The 15,133-nt window shown below is 51.6% G+C and carries 16 protein-coding genes, 1 tRNA gene and 1 pseudogene; 14 read left to right on the top strand and 4 right to left on the bottom strand.

Going from position 1 to position 15,133, the window contains the following annotated elements:
• The first annotated feature begins 36 nt into the window (after positions 1 to 36).
• On the top strand, positions 37 to 348 hold the full coding sequence (gene yqfB, locus NA197_RS06145; protein ID WP_001182976.1) for a N(4)-acetylcytidine aminohydrolase: 312 nt from the start codon (positions 37 to 39) through the stop codon (positions 346 to 348).
• Between the two features lie 163 nt (positions 349 to 511).
• Positions 512 to 1,171, top strand: coding sequence for a PAQR family membrane homeostasis protein TrhA (gene trhA / locus NA197_RS06150; RefSeq protein WP_000250289.1), 660 nt, complete (start codon positions 512 to 514; stop codon positions 1,169 to 1,171).
• 115 nt (positions 1,172 to 1,286) lie between these two features.
• Here the strand turns inward: trhA and ygfZ are convergent, their stop codons facing one another.
• Entirely contained in the window at positions 1,287 to 2,267 is a 981-nt protein-coding gene (gene ygfZ / locus NA197_RS06155; protein WP_000874176.1) for a tRNA-modifying protein YgfZ, read from the bottom strand.
• A gap of 249 nt (positions 2,268 to 2,516) precedes the next feature.
• On the opposite strand from ygfZ, the gene sdhE reads away from it, so the two are divergent.
• Together sdhE and NA197_RS06165 are read left to right on the top strand one after the other, a co-directional pair.
• Complete coding sequence (sdhE, locus tag NA197_RS06160) at positions 2,517 to 2,783, top strand: FAD assembly factor SdhE (RefSeq protein WP_000351186.1); 267 nt, start codon at positions 2,517 to 2,519, stop codon at positions 2,781 to 2,783.
• Positions 2,764 to 3,177 (top strand): protein YgfX, encoded by a 414-nt coding sequence (locus NA197_RS06165; protein ID WP_000244757.1) that lies wholly within the window; start codon positions 2,764 to 2,766, stop codon positions 3,175 to 3,177. Before sdhE ends, NA197_RS06165 begins: the two co-directional genes overlap by 20 nt.
• 52 nt (positions 3,178 to 3,229) lie before the next feature.
• Here NA197_RS06165 and fldB read toward each other — a convergent pair whose 3' ends face one another.
• On the bottom strand, positions 3,230 to 3,751 hold the full coding sequence (gene fldB / locus NA197_RS06170; protein WP_001055885.1) for a flavodoxin FldB: 522 nt from the start codon (positions 3,749 to 3,751) through the stop codon (positions 3,230 to 3,232).
• 112 nt (positions 3,752 to 3,863) lie between these two features.
• Here fldB and xerD point away from each other — a divergent pair, with 112 nt between their 5' ends.
• The 5 genes from xerD (at position 3,864) to lysS (ending at position 9,966) form a co-directional block, all read left to right on the top strand.
• Positions 3,864 to 4,760: a site-specific tyrosine recombinase XerD gene (gene xerD, locus NA197_RS06175; RefSeq protein WP_001582281.1), complete on the top strand. Its 897-nt coding sequence runs from the start codon at positions 3,864 to 3,866 to the stop codon at positions 4,758 to 4,760.
• Positions 4,761 to 4,783: 23 nt separating this feature from the next.
• Complete coding sequence (gene dsbC / locus NA197_RS06180; protein ID WP_000745614.1) at positions 4,784 to 5,497, top strand: bifunctional protein-disulfide isomerase/oxidoreductase DsbC; 714 nt, start codon at positions 4,784 to 4,786, stop codon at positions 5,495 to 5,497.
• A gap of 5 nt (positions 5,498 to 5,502) precedes the next feature.
• The gene (gene recJ / locus NA197_RS06185; RefSeq protein ID WP_000813394.1) at positions 5,503 to 7,236 is read left to right on the top strand and encodes a single-stranded-DNA-specific exonuclease RecJ; all 1,734 of its coding nucleotides are present in this window, start codon (positions 5,503 to 5,505) and stop codon (positions 7,234 to 7,236) included.
• Positions 7,237 to 7,340: 104 nt separating this feature from the next.
• A protein-coding gene (gene prfB, locus NA197_RS06190) for a peptide chain release factor 2 (RefSeq protein WP_010989230.1) occupies positions 7,341 to 8,439 on the top strand; the annotation gives its coding sequence in 2 pieces (ribosomal slippage) (positions 7,341 to 7,415 and positions 7,417 to 8,439; 1,098 coding nt in all).
• Between the two features lie 9 nt (positions 8,440 to 8,448).
• Entirely contained in the window at positions 8,449 to 9,966 is a 1,518-nt protein-coding gene (gene lysS / locus NA197_RS06195) for a lysine--tRNA ligase (protein ID WP_000003339.1), read from the top strand.
• A 75-nt stretch (positions 9,967 to 10,041) separates the two neighbouring features.
• Here the strand turns inward: lysS and idi are convergent, their stop codons facing one another.
• Entirely contained in the window at positions 10,042 to 10,587 is a 546-nt protein-coding gene (idi, locus tag NA197_RS06200; protein ID WP_058111053.1) for an isopentenyl-diphosphate Delta-isomerase, read from the bottom strand.
• Positions 10,588 to 10,851: 264 nt separating this feature from the next.
• Between idi and actS the strand changes: the two genes are divergently transcribed.
• Together actS and NA197_RS06210 are read left to right on the top strand one after the other, a co-directional pair.
• A complete protein-coding gene (gene actS, locus NA197_RS06205; protein ID WP_000244328.1) occupies positions 10,852 to 11,610 on the top strand; it encodes an amidase activator ActS in 759 nt (252 codons plus the stop codon).
• 79 nt (positions 11,611 to 11,689) lie between these two features.
• Positions 11,690 to 11,763: transfer RNA gene (locus tag NA197_RS06210), tRNA-Gly, on the top strand.
• A 131-nt stretch (positions 11,764 to 11,894) separates the two neighbouring features.
• On the opposite strand, the gene NA197_RS06215 is transcribed toward NA197_RS06210, so the two are convergent.
• Positions 11,895 to 12,701 carry a DUF1460 domain-containing protein gene (locus tag NA197_RS06215; RefSeq protein ID WP_010989071.1) on the bottom strand — a complete coding sequence of 269 codons (807 nt, stop codon included), beginning with the start codon at positions 12,699 to 12,701 and terminating at the stop codon, positions 11,895 to 11,897.
• Between the two features lie 190 nt (positions 12,702 to 12,891).
• Between NA197_RS06215 and vapC the strand changes: the two are divergent.
• From vapC to NA197_RS06230, 3 genes and pseudogenes are all read left to right on the top strand, one after another.
• Positions 12,892 to 13,062: pseudogene (gene vapC / locus NA197_RS06220) on the top strand (tRNA(fMet)-specific endonuclease VapC); the annotation flags it as partial.
• An 806-nt stretch (positions 13,063 to 13,868) separates the two neighbouring features.
• Complete coding sequence (locus NA197_RS06225; RefSeq protein ID WP_064000874.1) at positions 13,869 to 14,405, top strand: STM3031 family outer membrane protein; 537 nt, start codon at positions 13,869 to 13,871, stop codon at positions 14,403 to 14,405.
• Positions 14,406 to 14,451: 46 nt separating this feature from the next.
• Positions 14,452 to 15,084, top strand: coding sequence for a YfdX family protein (locus NA197_RS06230; protein WP_001522936.1), 633 nt, complete (start codon positions 14,452 to 14,454; stop codon positions 15,082 to 15,084).
• The last annotated feature ends 49 nt before the right edge of the window (positions 15,085 to 15,133 follow it).

The raw sequence follows: 15,133 nt of genomic DNA on the forward strand, positions 1-15,133 counted from the left end.
ATCCACTTCAAGGGGCCATATTCAGGGGATAACCACATGCAGCCAAACGACATTACTTTCTTTCAACGTTTCCAGAATGACATTCTGGCAGGGCGTAAAACCATCACTATTCGTGATGCCTCCGAGTCCCACTTTAAAGCAGGCGATGTGCTACGCGTGGGACGGTTCGAAGATGATGGCTATTTTTGCACAATCGAAGTGACAGGAACGTCAACTGTGACGCTGGATACGCTGAACGAAAAACATGCGCAACAGGAAAATATGTCGCTTGATGAGCTGAAACGGGTCATTGCTGAAATCTATCCCAACCAGACGCAATTTTATGTGATTGATTTTAAATGCCTTTGATAAATATGAACGCGTGTTAGTTGAGTTTTTGTAATTAACTTATTGAATGATAAAGAAAATTTAATTTTGCGAATTTATTTTAGCTAACATGTGTTCACTGGAACCATTCTCAGTTACGCTAGAGGCGCAGTTCATCGTTATGAACGTTTCTCCGGAGTAAGTTATGGTGCAAAAACCATTAATGACGCAGGGATATTCGCTGGCTGAGGAAATCGCCAACAGTATTAGCCACGGCATTGGATTGGTATTTGGTATTGTCGGCCTGGTGCTGTTGTTGGTTCAGGCGGTAGAGGCGAATGCGGGTATGACGGCTATCGCCAGCTACAGTTTATATGGCGGGAGCATGATCCTGCTTTTTCTTGCCTCAACGCTTTATCATGCCATTCCTCATCAGCGGGCAAAAATCTGGTTAAAGAAATTTGATCACTGCGCTATCTATCTGCTCATTGCCGGAACCTATACGCCATTTCTGCTGGTAGGTCTGGATTCGCCGCTGGCGCGCGGACTAATGATTGTGATCTGGAGCCTGGCGCTATTCGGTATCCTCTTCAAGTTGACGATTGCGCACCGATTTAAAGTGCTTTCACTGGTTACGTATCTGGCAATGGGCTGGCTGTCGCTGATAGTGGTTTATCAGTTGGCGATTAAGCTGGCGATAGGCGGCGTGACGCTGCTGGCGGTAGGTGGCGTCGTTTACTCGCTGGGCGTAATTTTCTATGTTTGCAAACGCATACCTTATAACCACGCCATCTGGCATGGCTTTGTGCTGGGCGGCAGCGTGTGCCACTTCCTGGCTATCTATTTGTATGTGGGACAGGCGTAATTCCCGGATGCCCGTGCCGGATGGCGGCGCTGTCGTACCTTATCCGGCCTACGAGAGCAGCACGTGCGAGCCTGATGGCGTTGCGCTATCAGGCTATCCGGATTTTAACGTGATATCACTCTTCCAGCGAGTAAGGCAGCGGGACGATATGCAGGGTGTTGGCATCGTCGCGAACGCGGAAGACGCTTTCGGCTTCTAAATCGTTATTCATGACGGCCTGAACCAGTAACTGACCATCGTCCAACTGCGTCGCCGCCAGAATAGCGCCGGTACGACGCCAGTTCTCGCCCATCTGTAGCTCCAGATCTTCTCCTGCTTCCGGTACCCGGCTGGCTTTGCCCGCCAGCAACCAAAGCGCGCGTTTATTGGCGCCGCGGAATTTTGCCCGTGCGACCATCTCCTGCCCGGTGTAGCAGCCTTTCTTGAAGCTGATGCCGCCCAGCGCCTGTAGGTTAGTCGCCTGGGGGATAAACTGACCGCTGTTCGCCGCGTCAATCACCGGAATGCCTGCTTCAATATCCAACGCCAGCCACTGTTGGCTGTTATTCAGTTCGGCTTCGCCATGTAACTTCTCCGTTAACATGTTGGCCGTCGCGACATCGGTGACAAGCAGGAATCGTTCCGCAGGATGTTCAAACCATAGCAGCGTGGAGGCGCCGTCTCTGACCACCTGATTTTCGCTATTGGGCAGTTCGCTAAAGACATTAGCCAGCGCCGCGCGGGCCTGAAAACCGGCCACGCCAAGCAATACGCGTTCGTCATCTGGCGCGATGACCACTTTGGAAAATACGGCGTACTTTTTCAGCTCCGTTAATTGTGCTTCACGCACGCTACGGCGTTCAATCCAGGCGAAACCGTCGCGCTCACGGAACAGGCGCAGAGTGCTCCACATCTTACCTTTAGCATCGCAGTGGGCGGCGAGAAGGTGTTGCTGTTCAGTCATCTGGCTTACGTCAGCGGTGACCTGGCCCTGAATATACTTTTCACTGTCTACGCCGGTAATGGTCGACAGCGCCCAGTCGTCAAGCGCGATCAGCGTCAGCGGCAGGCGGGCTGACGATGAAGGATGACGCGGTGGAAAGGAGATAAAAGCCATAAATAATGTCCTGGTTAGCTGCAACAATAATGGTTAATGGTAAAAGAGCCATCGGTCATTGCAAGTGCTTTAAATAGCCCATTGAGAGCGGATTGATCGTTTTGCGAGGCGGTATCCAAAATGGATGAACATATTGATTCCCAGCCTTTTATTTCGCGATCGCGTTCCAGATTACTGAGATTCCCGTAAAACAACGCCAAAAACACGTTACAATAGCCCGGTACTTCATTTTCGCGAGGCAGGAAGAACATGGATATTCACAATAAAGCACGTATTCACTGGGCATGTCGTCGCGGTATGCGCGAACTTGATATTTCCATCATGCCGTTTTTTGAACATGAGTACGATAGTTTAAGTGATGAAGAAAAGCGTATTTTTGTCCGTTTGTTGCAGAGTGATGACCCGGATTTATTTAACTGGTTAATGAATCACGGTAAACCGGCTGACGCTGAACTGGAACAGATGGTCCGACTCATTCAGACACGGAATCGGGAACGTGGTCCTGTGGCAATCTGATTTACGCGTCTCATGGCGCGCTCAGTGGATCTCATTGCTCATTCATGGGCTGGTTGCCGCGGTGATTTTATTGATGCCCTGGCCGCTGAGTTATACCCCGTTATGGATGATACTACTGTCGCTGGTCGTGTTTGACTGTGTACGTAGCCAGCGCAGGATTAATACCTGCCAGGGAGAGATCAAGCTACTCATGGACGGGCGCTTACGCTGGCAGGGGCAGGACTGGACGCTCTTGCGTCCGCCCTGGTTACTGAAGAGCGGGATGGTGTTGCGTTTACGCGCAGAGTCTGGACGTCATCAGCATTTATGGCTGGCGGCGGATAGCATGGAAGAAGCGGAATGGCGTGAGTTGCGTCGGATACTGTTACAGCAGCCGATATCGCGCCAACACTGACGGAACGGCATAAACGCGGTTCCGTCGAGAGGGAAATACAGCGAGTAAGGCTTCAGGCGTAGTGTTCGGCCATTTCGCCGAGAATTTGTTCACACCAGGTCTGTATACGCTCATCGCTGAGATCGTACTGGTTCGTTTCATCCAGCGCCAGGCCGACAAACAGTTGCCCATCCGCAATGACCGGTTTATTGCTGGTAAATTCGTAGCCTTCTGTGGGCCAGTAGCCGACAAATTTAACGCCTTTGAGGGCAAGTTTGTCATGCAACATACCCAGCGCATCAAGGAACCACTCACCGTAGCCGAGCTGGTCGCCCATACCGTAAAGCGCAACGATTTTGCCTTCCAGATTAAGATCGTCCAGTTGCTCCCAGACGGCTTCCCAGTCCTCCTGAATTTCGCCAAAATCCCAGGTGGGGATGCCTAAAATGAGCACGTCGTACTGCTCCATTAAGGCGGGGGCGTCATCCTTGAGGTTATGTAATGTCACCAGCTCCGGGCCGAGGATATCGCGAATTTTCTCTGCGGCCATCTCGGTGTAGCACGTGCTGGAACCGTAAAAAAGACCCATGTTCATTACGTTACATCTCGATTCTGCTATAGCGTTGCGGGTAGTGTAACAGAATCGCTGCATTCACGGCACAATGAGGCATAATGCACCCAAAGTCAGCGTGAAGTGGGGAGCGCGAATGGAACAGGATTTAGCGCGTATTGAGCAGTTTCTGGATGCCCTGTGGCTGGAACGAAATCTGGCGGAAAATACATTAAGCGCGTATCGTCGCGATTTATCGATGGTCGTTGCGTGGTTGCATCATCGCGGAAAAACGCTTGCGACGGTGCAGGCTGATGATTTACAAACGCTGCTGGCTGAACGGGTGGAGGGCGGATACAAAGCGACCAGTTCCGCACGCCTGTTAAGCGCTATGCGGCGCTTCTTCCAGCATCTGTACCGTGAAAAGTATCGTGAGGATGATCCGAGCGCGCAGCTGGCCTCGCCTAAGCTTCCGCAGCGTTTACCGAAAGACCTTAGCGAGGCGCAGGTTGAGCGGCTCTTGCAGGCGCCGCTTATTGATCAACCTTTGGAGTTGCGCGATAAAGCTATGTTGGAAGTGCTGTATGCCACCGGTTTGCGCGTGTCGGAACTGGTGGGGCTGACAATGAGCGATATCAGTCTGCGGCAGGGCGTGGTGCGGGTTATCGGTAAAGGCAATAAAGAGCGGTTGGTGCCGTTAGGCGAAGAGGCGGTATATTGGCTGGAAACGTATCTGGAGCATGGGCGTCCCTGGTTACTCAATGGCGTATCGATTGACGTATTGTTCCCCAGCCAGCGTGCGCAGCAGATGACGCGGCAGACCTTCTGGCACCGTATTAAACATTATGCGGTACTGGCTGGAATCGATAGCGAAAAACTATCGCCGCATGTTTTACGTCACGCTTTCGCCACGCATTTGCTGAATCACGGCGCCGACTTGCGCGTTGTACAAATGCTACTTGGGCATAGCGATCTTTCGACGACACAAATTTATACGCATGTCGCAACGGAGCGTTTGCGTCAACTTCATCAACAGCACCATCCGCGGGCATGAGTGCTGACAGGAAAGGATAGTTTATGAAAAAGCGTTTTATGATGTTCACTTTACTGGCGGCGGCGTTTTCAGGCGTGGCCCATGCGGATGATGCGGCTATCCGTCAGTCGCTGGCTAAGCTGGGCGTTCAGAGTACGGAAATTCAGGCCTCGCCAGTGGCAGGGATGAAAACCGTCCTCACTCACAGCGGCGTACTGTACGTCACTGATGACGGCAAACATATTATTCAAGGGCCGATGTATGACGTGAGCGGCGCGCATCCGGTAAACGTGACGAACAAACTGCTGATGAGCCAGCTAAATGCGCTGGAAAAAGAGATGATCGTCTATAAAGCGCCGGATGAGAAACATGTCATTACTGTTTTTACCGATATCACCTGCGGCTATTGTCATAAGCTACATGAAGAGATGAAAGATTATAACGCGCTGGGGATCACGGTTCGTTATCTGGCTTTTCCGCGCCAGGGGCTGGAAAGCCAGGCGGAGCAGGATATGAAATCTATCTGGTGCGCCAAAGACAAAAACAAAGCGTTTGATGACGCCATGGCAGGCAAGGGCGTGAAACCGGCAAGCTGTGACGTGAACATTGCTGATCATTATGCGTTGGGCGTGCAGTTGGGTGTTAGCGGTACGCCAGCCATTGTATTGAGTAACGGCTATGTGGTGCCTGGCTATCAGGGACCGAAAGAGATGAAAGCGTTTCTTGATGAGCATCAAAAACAGACCAGTGGTAAATAATACGCGTGAAACAACAGAGACAACTTCGTCGGCGCGAGGCTGATGAGACGGCGGAACTCCCCGCCGATCTTCCTCCATTACTACGACGTCTATATGCCAGCCGGGGCGTTCGTAGCGCCCGCGAACTGGAGCGCAGCGTGAAAGGAATGCTGCCCTGGCAACAGCTTAGCGGCATAGATAACGCGGTGGAGATCCTCTACAACGCCTTTCGCGAAGGTACCCGCATTATTGTTGTTGGCGATTTTGACGCCGACGGCGCGACCAGTACTGCGCTAAGCGTATTGGGAATGCGTGCGTTGGGATGTGACAACATCAGTTATCTGGTGCCTAATCGCTTTGAGGACGGCTACGGTTTAAGCCCGGAAGTGGTCGATCAGGCGAAGGCGCGCGGCGCGCAGCTTATCGTCACCGTAGACAACGGCATTTCATCCCACGCCGGCGTAGCGCATGCAAAGACGTTGGGGATTCCGGTGATCGTGACCGATCACCACCTGCCAGGCGACACGTTGCCGGATGCCGAAGCGATTATTAATCCCAATCTGCGCGACTGCGAATTCCCGTCTAAGTCGCTGGCAGGCGTCGGCGTGGCGTTTTACCTGATGCTGGCGTTGCGAACATTTTTGCGCGACAAAGGATGGTTCGACGAGCGCAACATTGCGCCGCCGAATTTGGCGGAGCTGCTGGATTTAGTGGCGTTGGGAACGGTAGCAGACGTTGTGCCGCTGGACGCTAACAACCGTATTCTGACCTGGCAAGGGCTAAGTCGTATTCGTGCCGGGAAATGCCGTCCGGGAATTAAAGCGTTGCTGGAGATATCGAATCGCGATCCGCAGCAGCTTGCCGCCAGTGATTTAGGCTTCGCGTTGGGGCCTCGCCTGAATGCCGCCGGCAGGCTGGATGATATGTCCGTTGGTGTGGCGTTACTGTTGTGCGATAACCTCGGCGAAGCGCGTGTTCTGGCCAGCGAGCTGGATGCGCTTAACCAGACGCGCAAAGAAATAGAGCAGGGGATGCAGGCGGAAGCGCTTATCCTGTGCGAAAAGCTTGAGCGCAGTAGTGAAACGCTTCCGGGCGGTCTGGCGATGTATCATCCTGAATGGCACCAGGGCGTGGTCGGAATTCTGGCGTCGCGCATTAAAGAGCGTTTTCACCGCCCGGTGATCGCCTTTGCGCCTGCGGGCGACGGCACGCTAAAAGGCTCAGGCCGTTCGATTCAGGGGTTGCATATGCGCGATGCGCTGGAAAGGCTGGATACGCTTTACCCTGATCTGATGATCAAGTTCGGCGGTCATGCGATGGCGGCGGGATTGTCGCTGGAAGAGCATAAATTCGAGCAGTTTCAGCAACGTTTTGGCGAGCTGGTGACGGAATGGCTCGATCCTGCCCTGTTGCAAGGCGAGGTGATCTCCGATGGTCCATTAAGCGCGGCGGAGATGTCTATGGAAGTGGCGCAACTGTTGCGGGATGCCGGACCGTGGGGGCAAATGTTCCCGGAACCGTTATTCGATGGTCGTTTCCGTCTGCTACAGCAGCGTCTGGTGGGCGAGCGTCACCTCAAGGTGATGGTGGAGCCTGTCGGCGGCGGCCCGCTGTTGGATGGCATCGCATTTAATATTGATACGACCTGTTGGCCGGATAACGGCGTGCGGGAGGTAGAACTGGCTTATAAACTGGACATTAACGAGTTTCGCGGCAACCGTAGTTTACAGATTATTATCGATGATATTTGGCCGCTATGATCGGGGCGATTTAACAACACTTTCGCTGTAATTAAGGGGCGAAATCCGCTAATATTTCGCCCTTATAACCGCATTTTGACAAGTCAAATAAAAGAAATCAGACCATGTTTGAAATTAACCCGGTGAATAACCGCATTCAGGACCTCACGGAACGCACCAACGTTCTTAGGGGGTATCTTTGACTACGATGCTAAGAAAGAGCGTCTGGAAGAAGTAAACGCCGAGCTGGAACAGCCGGATGTCTGGAACGAACCTGAGCGCGCGCAGGCGCTGGGAAAAGAGCGTTCATCGCTCGAAGCGATCGTCGATACGCTTGATCAAATGACTCAGGGGCTGGACGACGTTTCCGGGCTGCTGGAACTGGCGGTAGAAGCTGACGACGAAGAGACGTTTAACGAAGCCGTCGCGGAGCTGAATACGCTGGAAGAGAAGCTGGCGCAGTTAGAATTCCGCCGGATGTTCTCCGGCGAGTACGATAGCGCCGATTGCTATCTCGATATTCAGGCCGGTTCTGGTGGTACTGAAGCGCAGGACTGGGCCAGCATGTTGCTGCGTATGTATCTGCGTTGGGCGGAAGCGCGCGGCTTCAAGACGGAAGTCATTGAAGAGTCGGAAGGGGAAGTCGCCGGCATTAAGTCCGCGACTATCAAAATCTCCGGCGAATATGCCTATGGCTGGCTGCGCACTGAAACCGGCGTACATCGTCTGGTGCGTAAAAGTCCGTTTGACTCCGGCGGTCGCCGTCATACCTCGTTTAGCTCCGCGTTTGTGTACCCGGAAGTGGACGACGATATCGATATCGACATTAACCCGGCGGATCTGCGTATCGACGTCTATCGCGCGTCTGGCGCAGGCGGTCAGCACGTTAACCGTACGGAATCCGCCGTGCGTATCACCCATATTCCAACCGGAATCGTGACGCAGTGCCAGAACGACCGTTCGCAGCACAAAAACAAAGACCAGGCCATGAAGCAGATGAAAGCGAAGCTTTATGAACTGGAGATGCAGAAAAAGAACGCTGAAAAACAGGCGATGGAAGACACTAAGTCCGATATCGGCTGGGGAAGCCAGATTCGTTCCTATGTCCTGGACGATTCCCGCATTAAAGACCTGCGTACTGGGGTGGAAACCCGCAATACACAGGCGGTACTGGACGGTAGTCTGGATCAATTTATCGAAGCAAGTTTGAAAGCAGGGCTATGAGGAATCAACATGTCTGAACAAAACGCACAGGGCGCTGACGAGGTAGTCGATCTTAACAATGAAATGAAGGCACGTCGCGAGAAGCTGGCTGCACTGCGTGAGCAGGGTATCCCGTTCCCGAACGATTTCCGTCGTGACCGTACCTCAGACCAACTGCACGCAGAGTTTGACGCGAAAGAAGCTGAAGAACTGGAAGCGCTGAATATTGAAGTGTCCGTCGCGGGCCGTATGATGACTCGCCGTATTATGGGTAAAGCCTCTTTTGTTACCCTGCAAGACGTAGGCGGCCGCATTCAGCTGTATGTGGCGCGCGATGATCTGCCGGAAGGCGTTTACAACGAGCAGTTCAAAAAGTGGGATCTTGGCGATATCCTCGGCGCGAAAGGTAAGCTGTTCAAAACCAAAACCGGCGAGCTGTCTATCCACTGCACCGAACTGCGCCTGCTGACGAAAGCGCTGCGTCCGTTGCCGGATAAATTCCACGGCCTGCAGGACCAGGAAGCGCGCTATCGCCAGCGTTATCTGGATCTCATCTCTAACGATGAATCCCGTAACACCTTCAAAACCCGTTCGAAGATCCTGGCCGGTATTCGCCAGTTTATGGTTGCTCGCGGCTTTATGGAAGTCGAAACCCCGATGATGCAGGTGATCCCAGGCGGCGCGTCTGCCCGTCCGTTTATCACCCATCACAACGCGCTGGATCTGGACATGTATCTGCGTATCGCTCCGGAACTGTACCTCAAGCGTCTGGTGGTTGGCGGCTTCGAACGCGTATTCGAAATTAACCGTAACTTCCGTAACGAAGGCATCTCCGTGCGCCATAATCCTGAGTTCACCATGATGGAACTCTATATGGCGTATGCGGACTACAAAGACCTGATCGAGCTGACGGAGTCTCTGTTCCGTACGCTGGCGCAGGATGTTCTGGGCACCACCCAGGTTCCGTACGGTGATGAAGTGTTTGACTTCGGTAAGCCGTTCGAAAAACTGACCATGCGTGAAGCGATCAAGAAATATCGCCCGGAAACGGATATGGCTGATCTGGACAACTTCGATTCCGCGAAGGCGATTGCTGAAAGCATCGGCATTCACGTCGAGAAGAGCTGGGGTCTGGGCCGTATTGTCACCGAGATCTTTGACGAAGTCGCTGAAGCGCATCTGATTCAGCCGACCTTCATCACCGAATATCCGGCTGAAGTGTCTCCGCTGGCGCGTCGTAATGATGTGAACCCGGAAATCACTGACCGCTTCGAGTTCTTTATCGGCGGTCGTGAAATCGGTAATGGCTTTAGCGAGTTGAACGATGCGGAAGACCAGGCGCAGCGTTTCCTGGATCAGGTTAATGCAAAAGCGGCGGGCGACGACGAAGCCATGTTCTACGACGAAGACTACGTGACGGCGCTGGAACACGGTTTACCGCCGACAGCGGGTCTGGGAATTGGTATCGACCGTATGGTGATGCTGTTTACTAACAGCCACACGATTCGCGACGTTATTCTGTTCCCGGCGATGCGTCCGGTGAAATAAGATGTAAATTGCCGGATGGGGCATTAGCCGCCATCCGGCATCTCTTTGTTCAGGCGTAGCGCCATCAGGCAATCTTTAACGCTGGCAGTAATCGAGCAGTCGTTCACGCGCTTGTTCGTCTGACGCTTGCATGACCATCCACGGGCTAAATGCCCACGGCGTAGCGAGAAGGCTTTTCCATACGCTTTTAAATTCGCTCCACTGATAGTCCATCACCTCTTCGCTGTTAACCTGTAACACACTGGTTGTCCGCGCGGCAAATACCGGACAGACTTCATTTTCTACAATACCGTTTGGATCTGTCGCCCGATAGCTGAAGTGCGGATAGACGGGGGTGAGATCGGTAATTTCCACGCCGAGTTCGAACCGACAACGGCGGATGATCGCCTCTTCGGTGGTTTCGCCTTGTTGCGGATGACCGCAAACCGAATTCGTCCACACGCCTGGCCAGGCTTTCTTACTCAGCGACCGTCGTGTTACCAGCAACTGGCCATCTTCGTTAAATAGCCAGCAGGAGAAAGCCAGATGCAAAGGCGTATTAAGCGTATGAGCCGCATACTTTTCCAGTGTGCCGGAAGGCTTATCCTGCTCATCCAATAAAACGACATGTTCCTCAGTCATGAAAGCTCCTGAAAATTAAAATGACCCGGCAGCATGGCCAGGCCATGTACTCAGACGATCAGCGTAGCGCATAACAGAAAGAAAGGCATTACCAAAACAGGCCCTGACAGAACGCAGACGAGCGCCATTGTGCCGTGAGTCGATATTATGCTGGCATATCGGATATTCGCGGCATCATCATCCGCGCGGACCCTTTCCGGCGTCAATGGATTGGGCATACGGCATTTGGCTGCTATCATAAGGCGTCTGTCAATAGAGTGAGGAATGGTTTTGAGCGCAGGACGCCTGAACAAAAATAGCCTGGGTATTGCGGTGCTGTTATGCACAGGGCTGCTGCTGGCGGGATGTTCCAGTAATTCCGGCTCAGGAACGTATTCCGGCTCCGTCTATACCGTTAAGCGCGGCGATACGTTGTATCGTATATCGCGCGCTACGGGAACCAGCGTGAAAGAACTGGCCCGACTGAATGGCATTTCTCCGCCTTATACTATTGAGGTGGGGCAGCGAATTAAAGTGCGCGGCAGCGCAAAGAGTAGCAGTTCAACACGCAAAACCAGCAATAAAACAGCAACAAAAACTGCCGCGGTCAGACCGTCATCTTCGGTGCCAAAATCCTCCTGGCCGCCGGTGGGGCAGCGTTGTTGGGTATGGCCTGCCAACGGTAAAGTGATTTTACCTTATTCCACCGCGGAGGGCGGAAATAAGGGGATCGATATTGCGGGCGCGCGCGGAACGCCTGTTTATGCGGCGGGAGCGGGTAAAGTTGTCTATGTCGGGAATCAGCTGCGCGGTTACGGCAATCTCATCATGATTAAGCACAATGAAGATTACATTACGGCTTACGCTCATAATGACACCATGCTGGTTAATAATGGGCAAAGCGTTAAAGCGGGGCAAAAAATCGCTACGATGGGCAGCACGGATGCCGCATCCGTAAGACTACACTTCCAGATTCGCTACCGGGCGACGGCCATCGATCCGCTGCGTTATCTGCCGCCGCAGGGGAGTAAACCGAAGTGCTGACGGCGAATTAATCGCCAGTCAGCCAGTAAGTCTCTTGCCAACCAGAGCGTAAGGTTTATAATGCCTTACGCATCTCAAAGCGGGCGTAGTTCAATGGTAGAACGAGAGCTTCCCAAGCTCTATACGAGGGTTCGATTCCCTTCGCCCGCTCCAGACAAATATCTTCTAGTATTTACTAAATCCACGAATTTACAGCAATTTTCCGTGTCGGCCCCACAGTACACAGGGTTTCAATACCTATGTCGGACGGCTATTATCAGCTGGCGACTCCGGTAATGACTTTATCATTCAGCCCGCAGCACAACGATGCCCGGTCTGGAATGCATGTATTCCATAAACGGTGTGTCCACCACTTTTCTGTTTGCGGCCAATGAGGAGGCGTTCCTGAACCACACCTGTTCATCATGGCGAACTACGATACCCACATGTGAAACGTCCAGCCCGTCAAGCGGGGAGTAGACACCGATATAATCCCCGTTTTTTAGGTGGTTCATGACCTGCTGGTTGATGGCTCTTCCGGGAATATAATTTATTTTACGAGGATGGATGCCCAGACCAGGAATGTACTCGCCGCCATCAGGTTTATGGTTAAGCTGCTTGTCAACAACGACATAATCAGGGCTGATATCCGGCGTTACATCCCGTGCATTACGCGGTGCTGCGGCGAACCAGTCAGAGAAGAAGTGCCGGCGGCTGAGATAAGCAACTTTGCCCGCGGCGTAGCGAGTCCTGGCAAGATTATGCAGAAACGATTTCTGATTATCGCTGCGGGCCAGGGCTTCAACGTAATCAGCCAGGGTAAAGCAGTCCACGCCGTTGAAATTCGCTACAAGGACTTCGGGGATGCCGGGCCCACCGATGAGCGTATCCGCCTGATAAGGTGTTCCGAGAAAAGCAGACGATACGCGGCTGATAACTTCTCCATGGTTTTCGCCTTTATAAGGAATGACATCCGACTGGATAATCCGGCTTATTTTTTCTGCCGTAACGCTGTCCATGCTGGTCTGATATTTTTCTGTGCCAGGGACGGCACAGGCCGTCAGATGCGCCGACATAAGCAAAATTGTCCATGCATTTACCTTCATTATCATCTCCGGAAAGGTTCAAATCCCTTTTTTACCTTTACCGGAAATGGTTGTGATGGATACAGAAAAACGCCAGAGGTTGATTACAGGTTGAGTAATATGAACGCTGATGATGATAAATGTGAAGATCATCATACGACTTTATTCGCCGTTGTTTTTTGCCTGATCGTCAAAGCCAACATGCCCCTTCAGGCTGGCGATACATACCGGTCAAATCCGTGCCGAACTGGCCCGCAAGGGAACACCTGTCGGGCCTTATGACCAGATGATTGCTGGCCATGCCCGTAGCCGCGGACTGGTCGTTGTCACAAACAATCTCCGCGAGTTTGAACGCATTCCGGGTATCCGAATCGAAGACTGGTGCTAATTTCTGCATCAGATGTTATCCCCGGATTCAAACTCTTTTCCGGATTTAGTGGCACAGTCAATTTGGTTACCTGCTTAATGGTGGTTTGCATCACATTTTTAGCTGGTGGTATTTTTTTATGTTGACTGGAGATATCTGCCAACAGCATAACTTTTACGGCCAGATAATAAATAAAAGAGTACCAAAATGTCGTATTCTGACATGTTTACGAAGGGAGTACCGCTCCCTTCTTTTTTTGTTTCCTGGATACTCACTGAACAATGCCGTTACTGCCCGATAACTGCCGCCCCCCCCTCACCATAGCCGTTTCCTGCAACTTAAATCACAGACGTTGATTTACCAGGCCGATATGCCTTCTTTCCCGTTATATACCCTTCATACTTCAAGTGGCTTATGTGTTGGCTACGGATTACCCGGCCCATCCATGGGCCTCGCCCTGACGGGCCGTCGCACGCGACGTTCAAATCTGCTCCCGGCAGATTTGTCGCTTACCCCAGTCACATCGTTATCTATGCTCCAGGGGACTCACTCCCTTGCCGCCTTTAAGCAACTCAAATTATTTTGGGTATATATCAGTGAACTTCTATTTTTGTCAGTTTTTATTTTTCAGTTTATTTATTATTAAATACTGTTTCTGGCCTGGATATATTTTCGTGAATAGCCTCCCGACAGCCGGAGATAAAGGTATTTGCTGGCGTAACAGCGCTCATAAATTAAAAGATTTATTTATAGTTTGTTATCACGGAAAGATTTTAACTTAATACATGCCAGTAAGGCATCAGGTAAAAATAACCGGAGAGAAGAAGATGAACAAAATGCTATTAGCCGGAAGTGCCGGTATTGTTCTGCTGTCTGCTGCAGCCAGTCCGGTATGGGCAGACGATAATGCCAGTACATTTTCACTTGGATACGCCCAGTCCCATACTAATCACGCCGGGACGTTGCGTGGGGTACGGCTGGCAAACAACTATGAAATGTCACCGGACTGGGGGCTGACAACCTCATTTGCCTGGCTAAATGGAAGCCAGCGCTATTCCGATGAAAGCAGTAATGGTCGTGTAACAACCCGTTATTACTCCCTGCTTACAGGCCCCTCATGGAAAATAAATAACCAGTTAAGTCTGTATAGTCAAGTGGGCCCCGTATTATTGCATCAGCGTGATCACGGGATAAATGAGTCTGATAGTAAGGTCGGATATGGTTATTCTGCTGGCGTGGCTTATACCCCGGTCAGTAATGTCGCTATAACTCTGGGTTATGAGGGAGCGGATTTTGATGCTACCCATAACAGCGGAAGCCTTAATAGCAATGGTTTTAATCTTGGCGTGGGTTACCGGTTCTGAATAGGATAATCCGATAAAAAATGTTACTTTGTGGAGATGATGGATTATGAAAAGCCATATTATGCCAGGCGTTGCGCTGATGGTTATCCTGTTTTCAGGAAATCTTATGGCCGCAACAAACATGACTGATAACGTTACTCTGAATAATGACAAGATATCCGGACAGGCCTGGCAGGCCATGCGTGATATCGGAATGTCGCGATTCGAGTTGTTTAATGGTCGCACCCAAAAGGCGGAACAACTGGCTGCGCAAGCAGAAAAACTCCTGAACGATGACAGCACTGACTGGAATCTGTATGTCAAATCAGATAAAAAAGCCCCAGTTGAAGGAGACCACTATATTCGGATAAATTCATCGATTACGGTAGCAGAAGATTATCTCCCTGCGGGCCAGAAAAATGATGCTATTAATAAAGCAAACCAGAAAATGAAAGAAGGAGATAAAAAAGGGACTATAGAGGCCCTGAAACTAGCAGGCGTCAGTGTTATTGAAAATCAGGAACTCATTCCTCTTCAGCAAACCCGTAAGGATGTGACCACAGCGCTTTCCTTGATGAACGAAGGAAAATACTATCAGGCAGGTCTATTACTGAAATCAGCTCAGGATGGCATAGTTGTAGACTCTCAGTCAGTTCAGGAATCACCCACGCACTCCGTGCAGCACGACGCCGCGCATTAATATCCCCCAGCCTGCTGTATACATTACAGCAGGCAGCATTATGTCTGAC

The organism is Salmonella sp. NW884 (assembly GCF_051700745.1).
Taxonomy (GTDB): domain Bacteria; phylum Pseudomonadota; class Gammaproteobacteria; order Enterobacterales; family Enterobacteriaceae; genus Salmonella; species Salmonella enterica.

Bases quoted from the DNA above. Each gene is read 5' to 3' on its own strand.
- yqfB (WP_001182976.1), top strand. From the start codon at position 37: ATGCAGCCAAACGACATTACTTTCTTTCAACGTTTCCAGAATGACATT.
- trhA (WP_000250289.1), top strand. From the start codon at position 512: ATGGTGCAAAAACCATTAATGACGCAGGGATATTCGCTGGCTGAGGAA.
- ygfZ (WP_000874176.1), bottom strand. From the start codon at position 2,267: ATGGCTTTTATCTCCTTTCCACCGCGTCATCCTTCATCGTCAGCCCGC.
- sdhE (WP_000351186.1), top strand. From the start codon at position 2,517: ATGGATATTCACAATAAAGCACGTATTCACTGGGCATGTCGTCGCGGT.
- fldB (WP_001055885.1), bottom strand. From the start codon at position 3,751: ATGAACATGGGTCTTTTTTACGGTTCCAGCACGTGCTACACCGAGATG.
- xerD (WP_001582281.1), top strand. From the start codon at position 3,864: ATGGAACAGGATTTAGCGCGTATTGAGCAGTTTCTGGATGCCCTGTGG.
- dsbC (WP_000745614.1), top strand. From the start codon at position 4,784: ATGAAAAAGCGTTTTATGATGTTCACTTTACTGGCGGCGGCGTTTTCA.
- lysS (WP_000003339.1), top strand. From the start codon at position 8,449: ATGTCTGAACAAAACGCACAGGGCGCTGACGAGGTAGTCGATCTTAAC.
- idi (WP_058111053.1), bottom strand. From the start codon at position 10,587: ATGACTGAGGAACATGTCGTTTTATTGGATGAGCAGGATAAGCCTTCC.
- actS (WP_000244328.1), top strand. From the start codon at position 10,852: ATGGTTTTGAGCGCAGGACGCCTGAACAAAAATAGCCTGGGTATTGCG.
- NA197_RS06215 (WP_010989071.1), bottom strand. From the start codon at position 12,701: ATGATAATGAAGGTAAATGCATGGACAATTTTGCTTATGTCGGCGCAT.
- NA197_RS06225 (WP_064000874.1), top strand. From the start codon at position 13,869: ATGAACAAAATGCTATTAGCCGGAAGTGCCGGTATTGTTCTGCTGTCT.
- NA197_RS06230 (WP_001522936.1), top strand. From the start codon at position 14,452: ATGAAAAGCCATATTATGCCAGGCGTTGCGCTGATGGTTATCCTGTTT.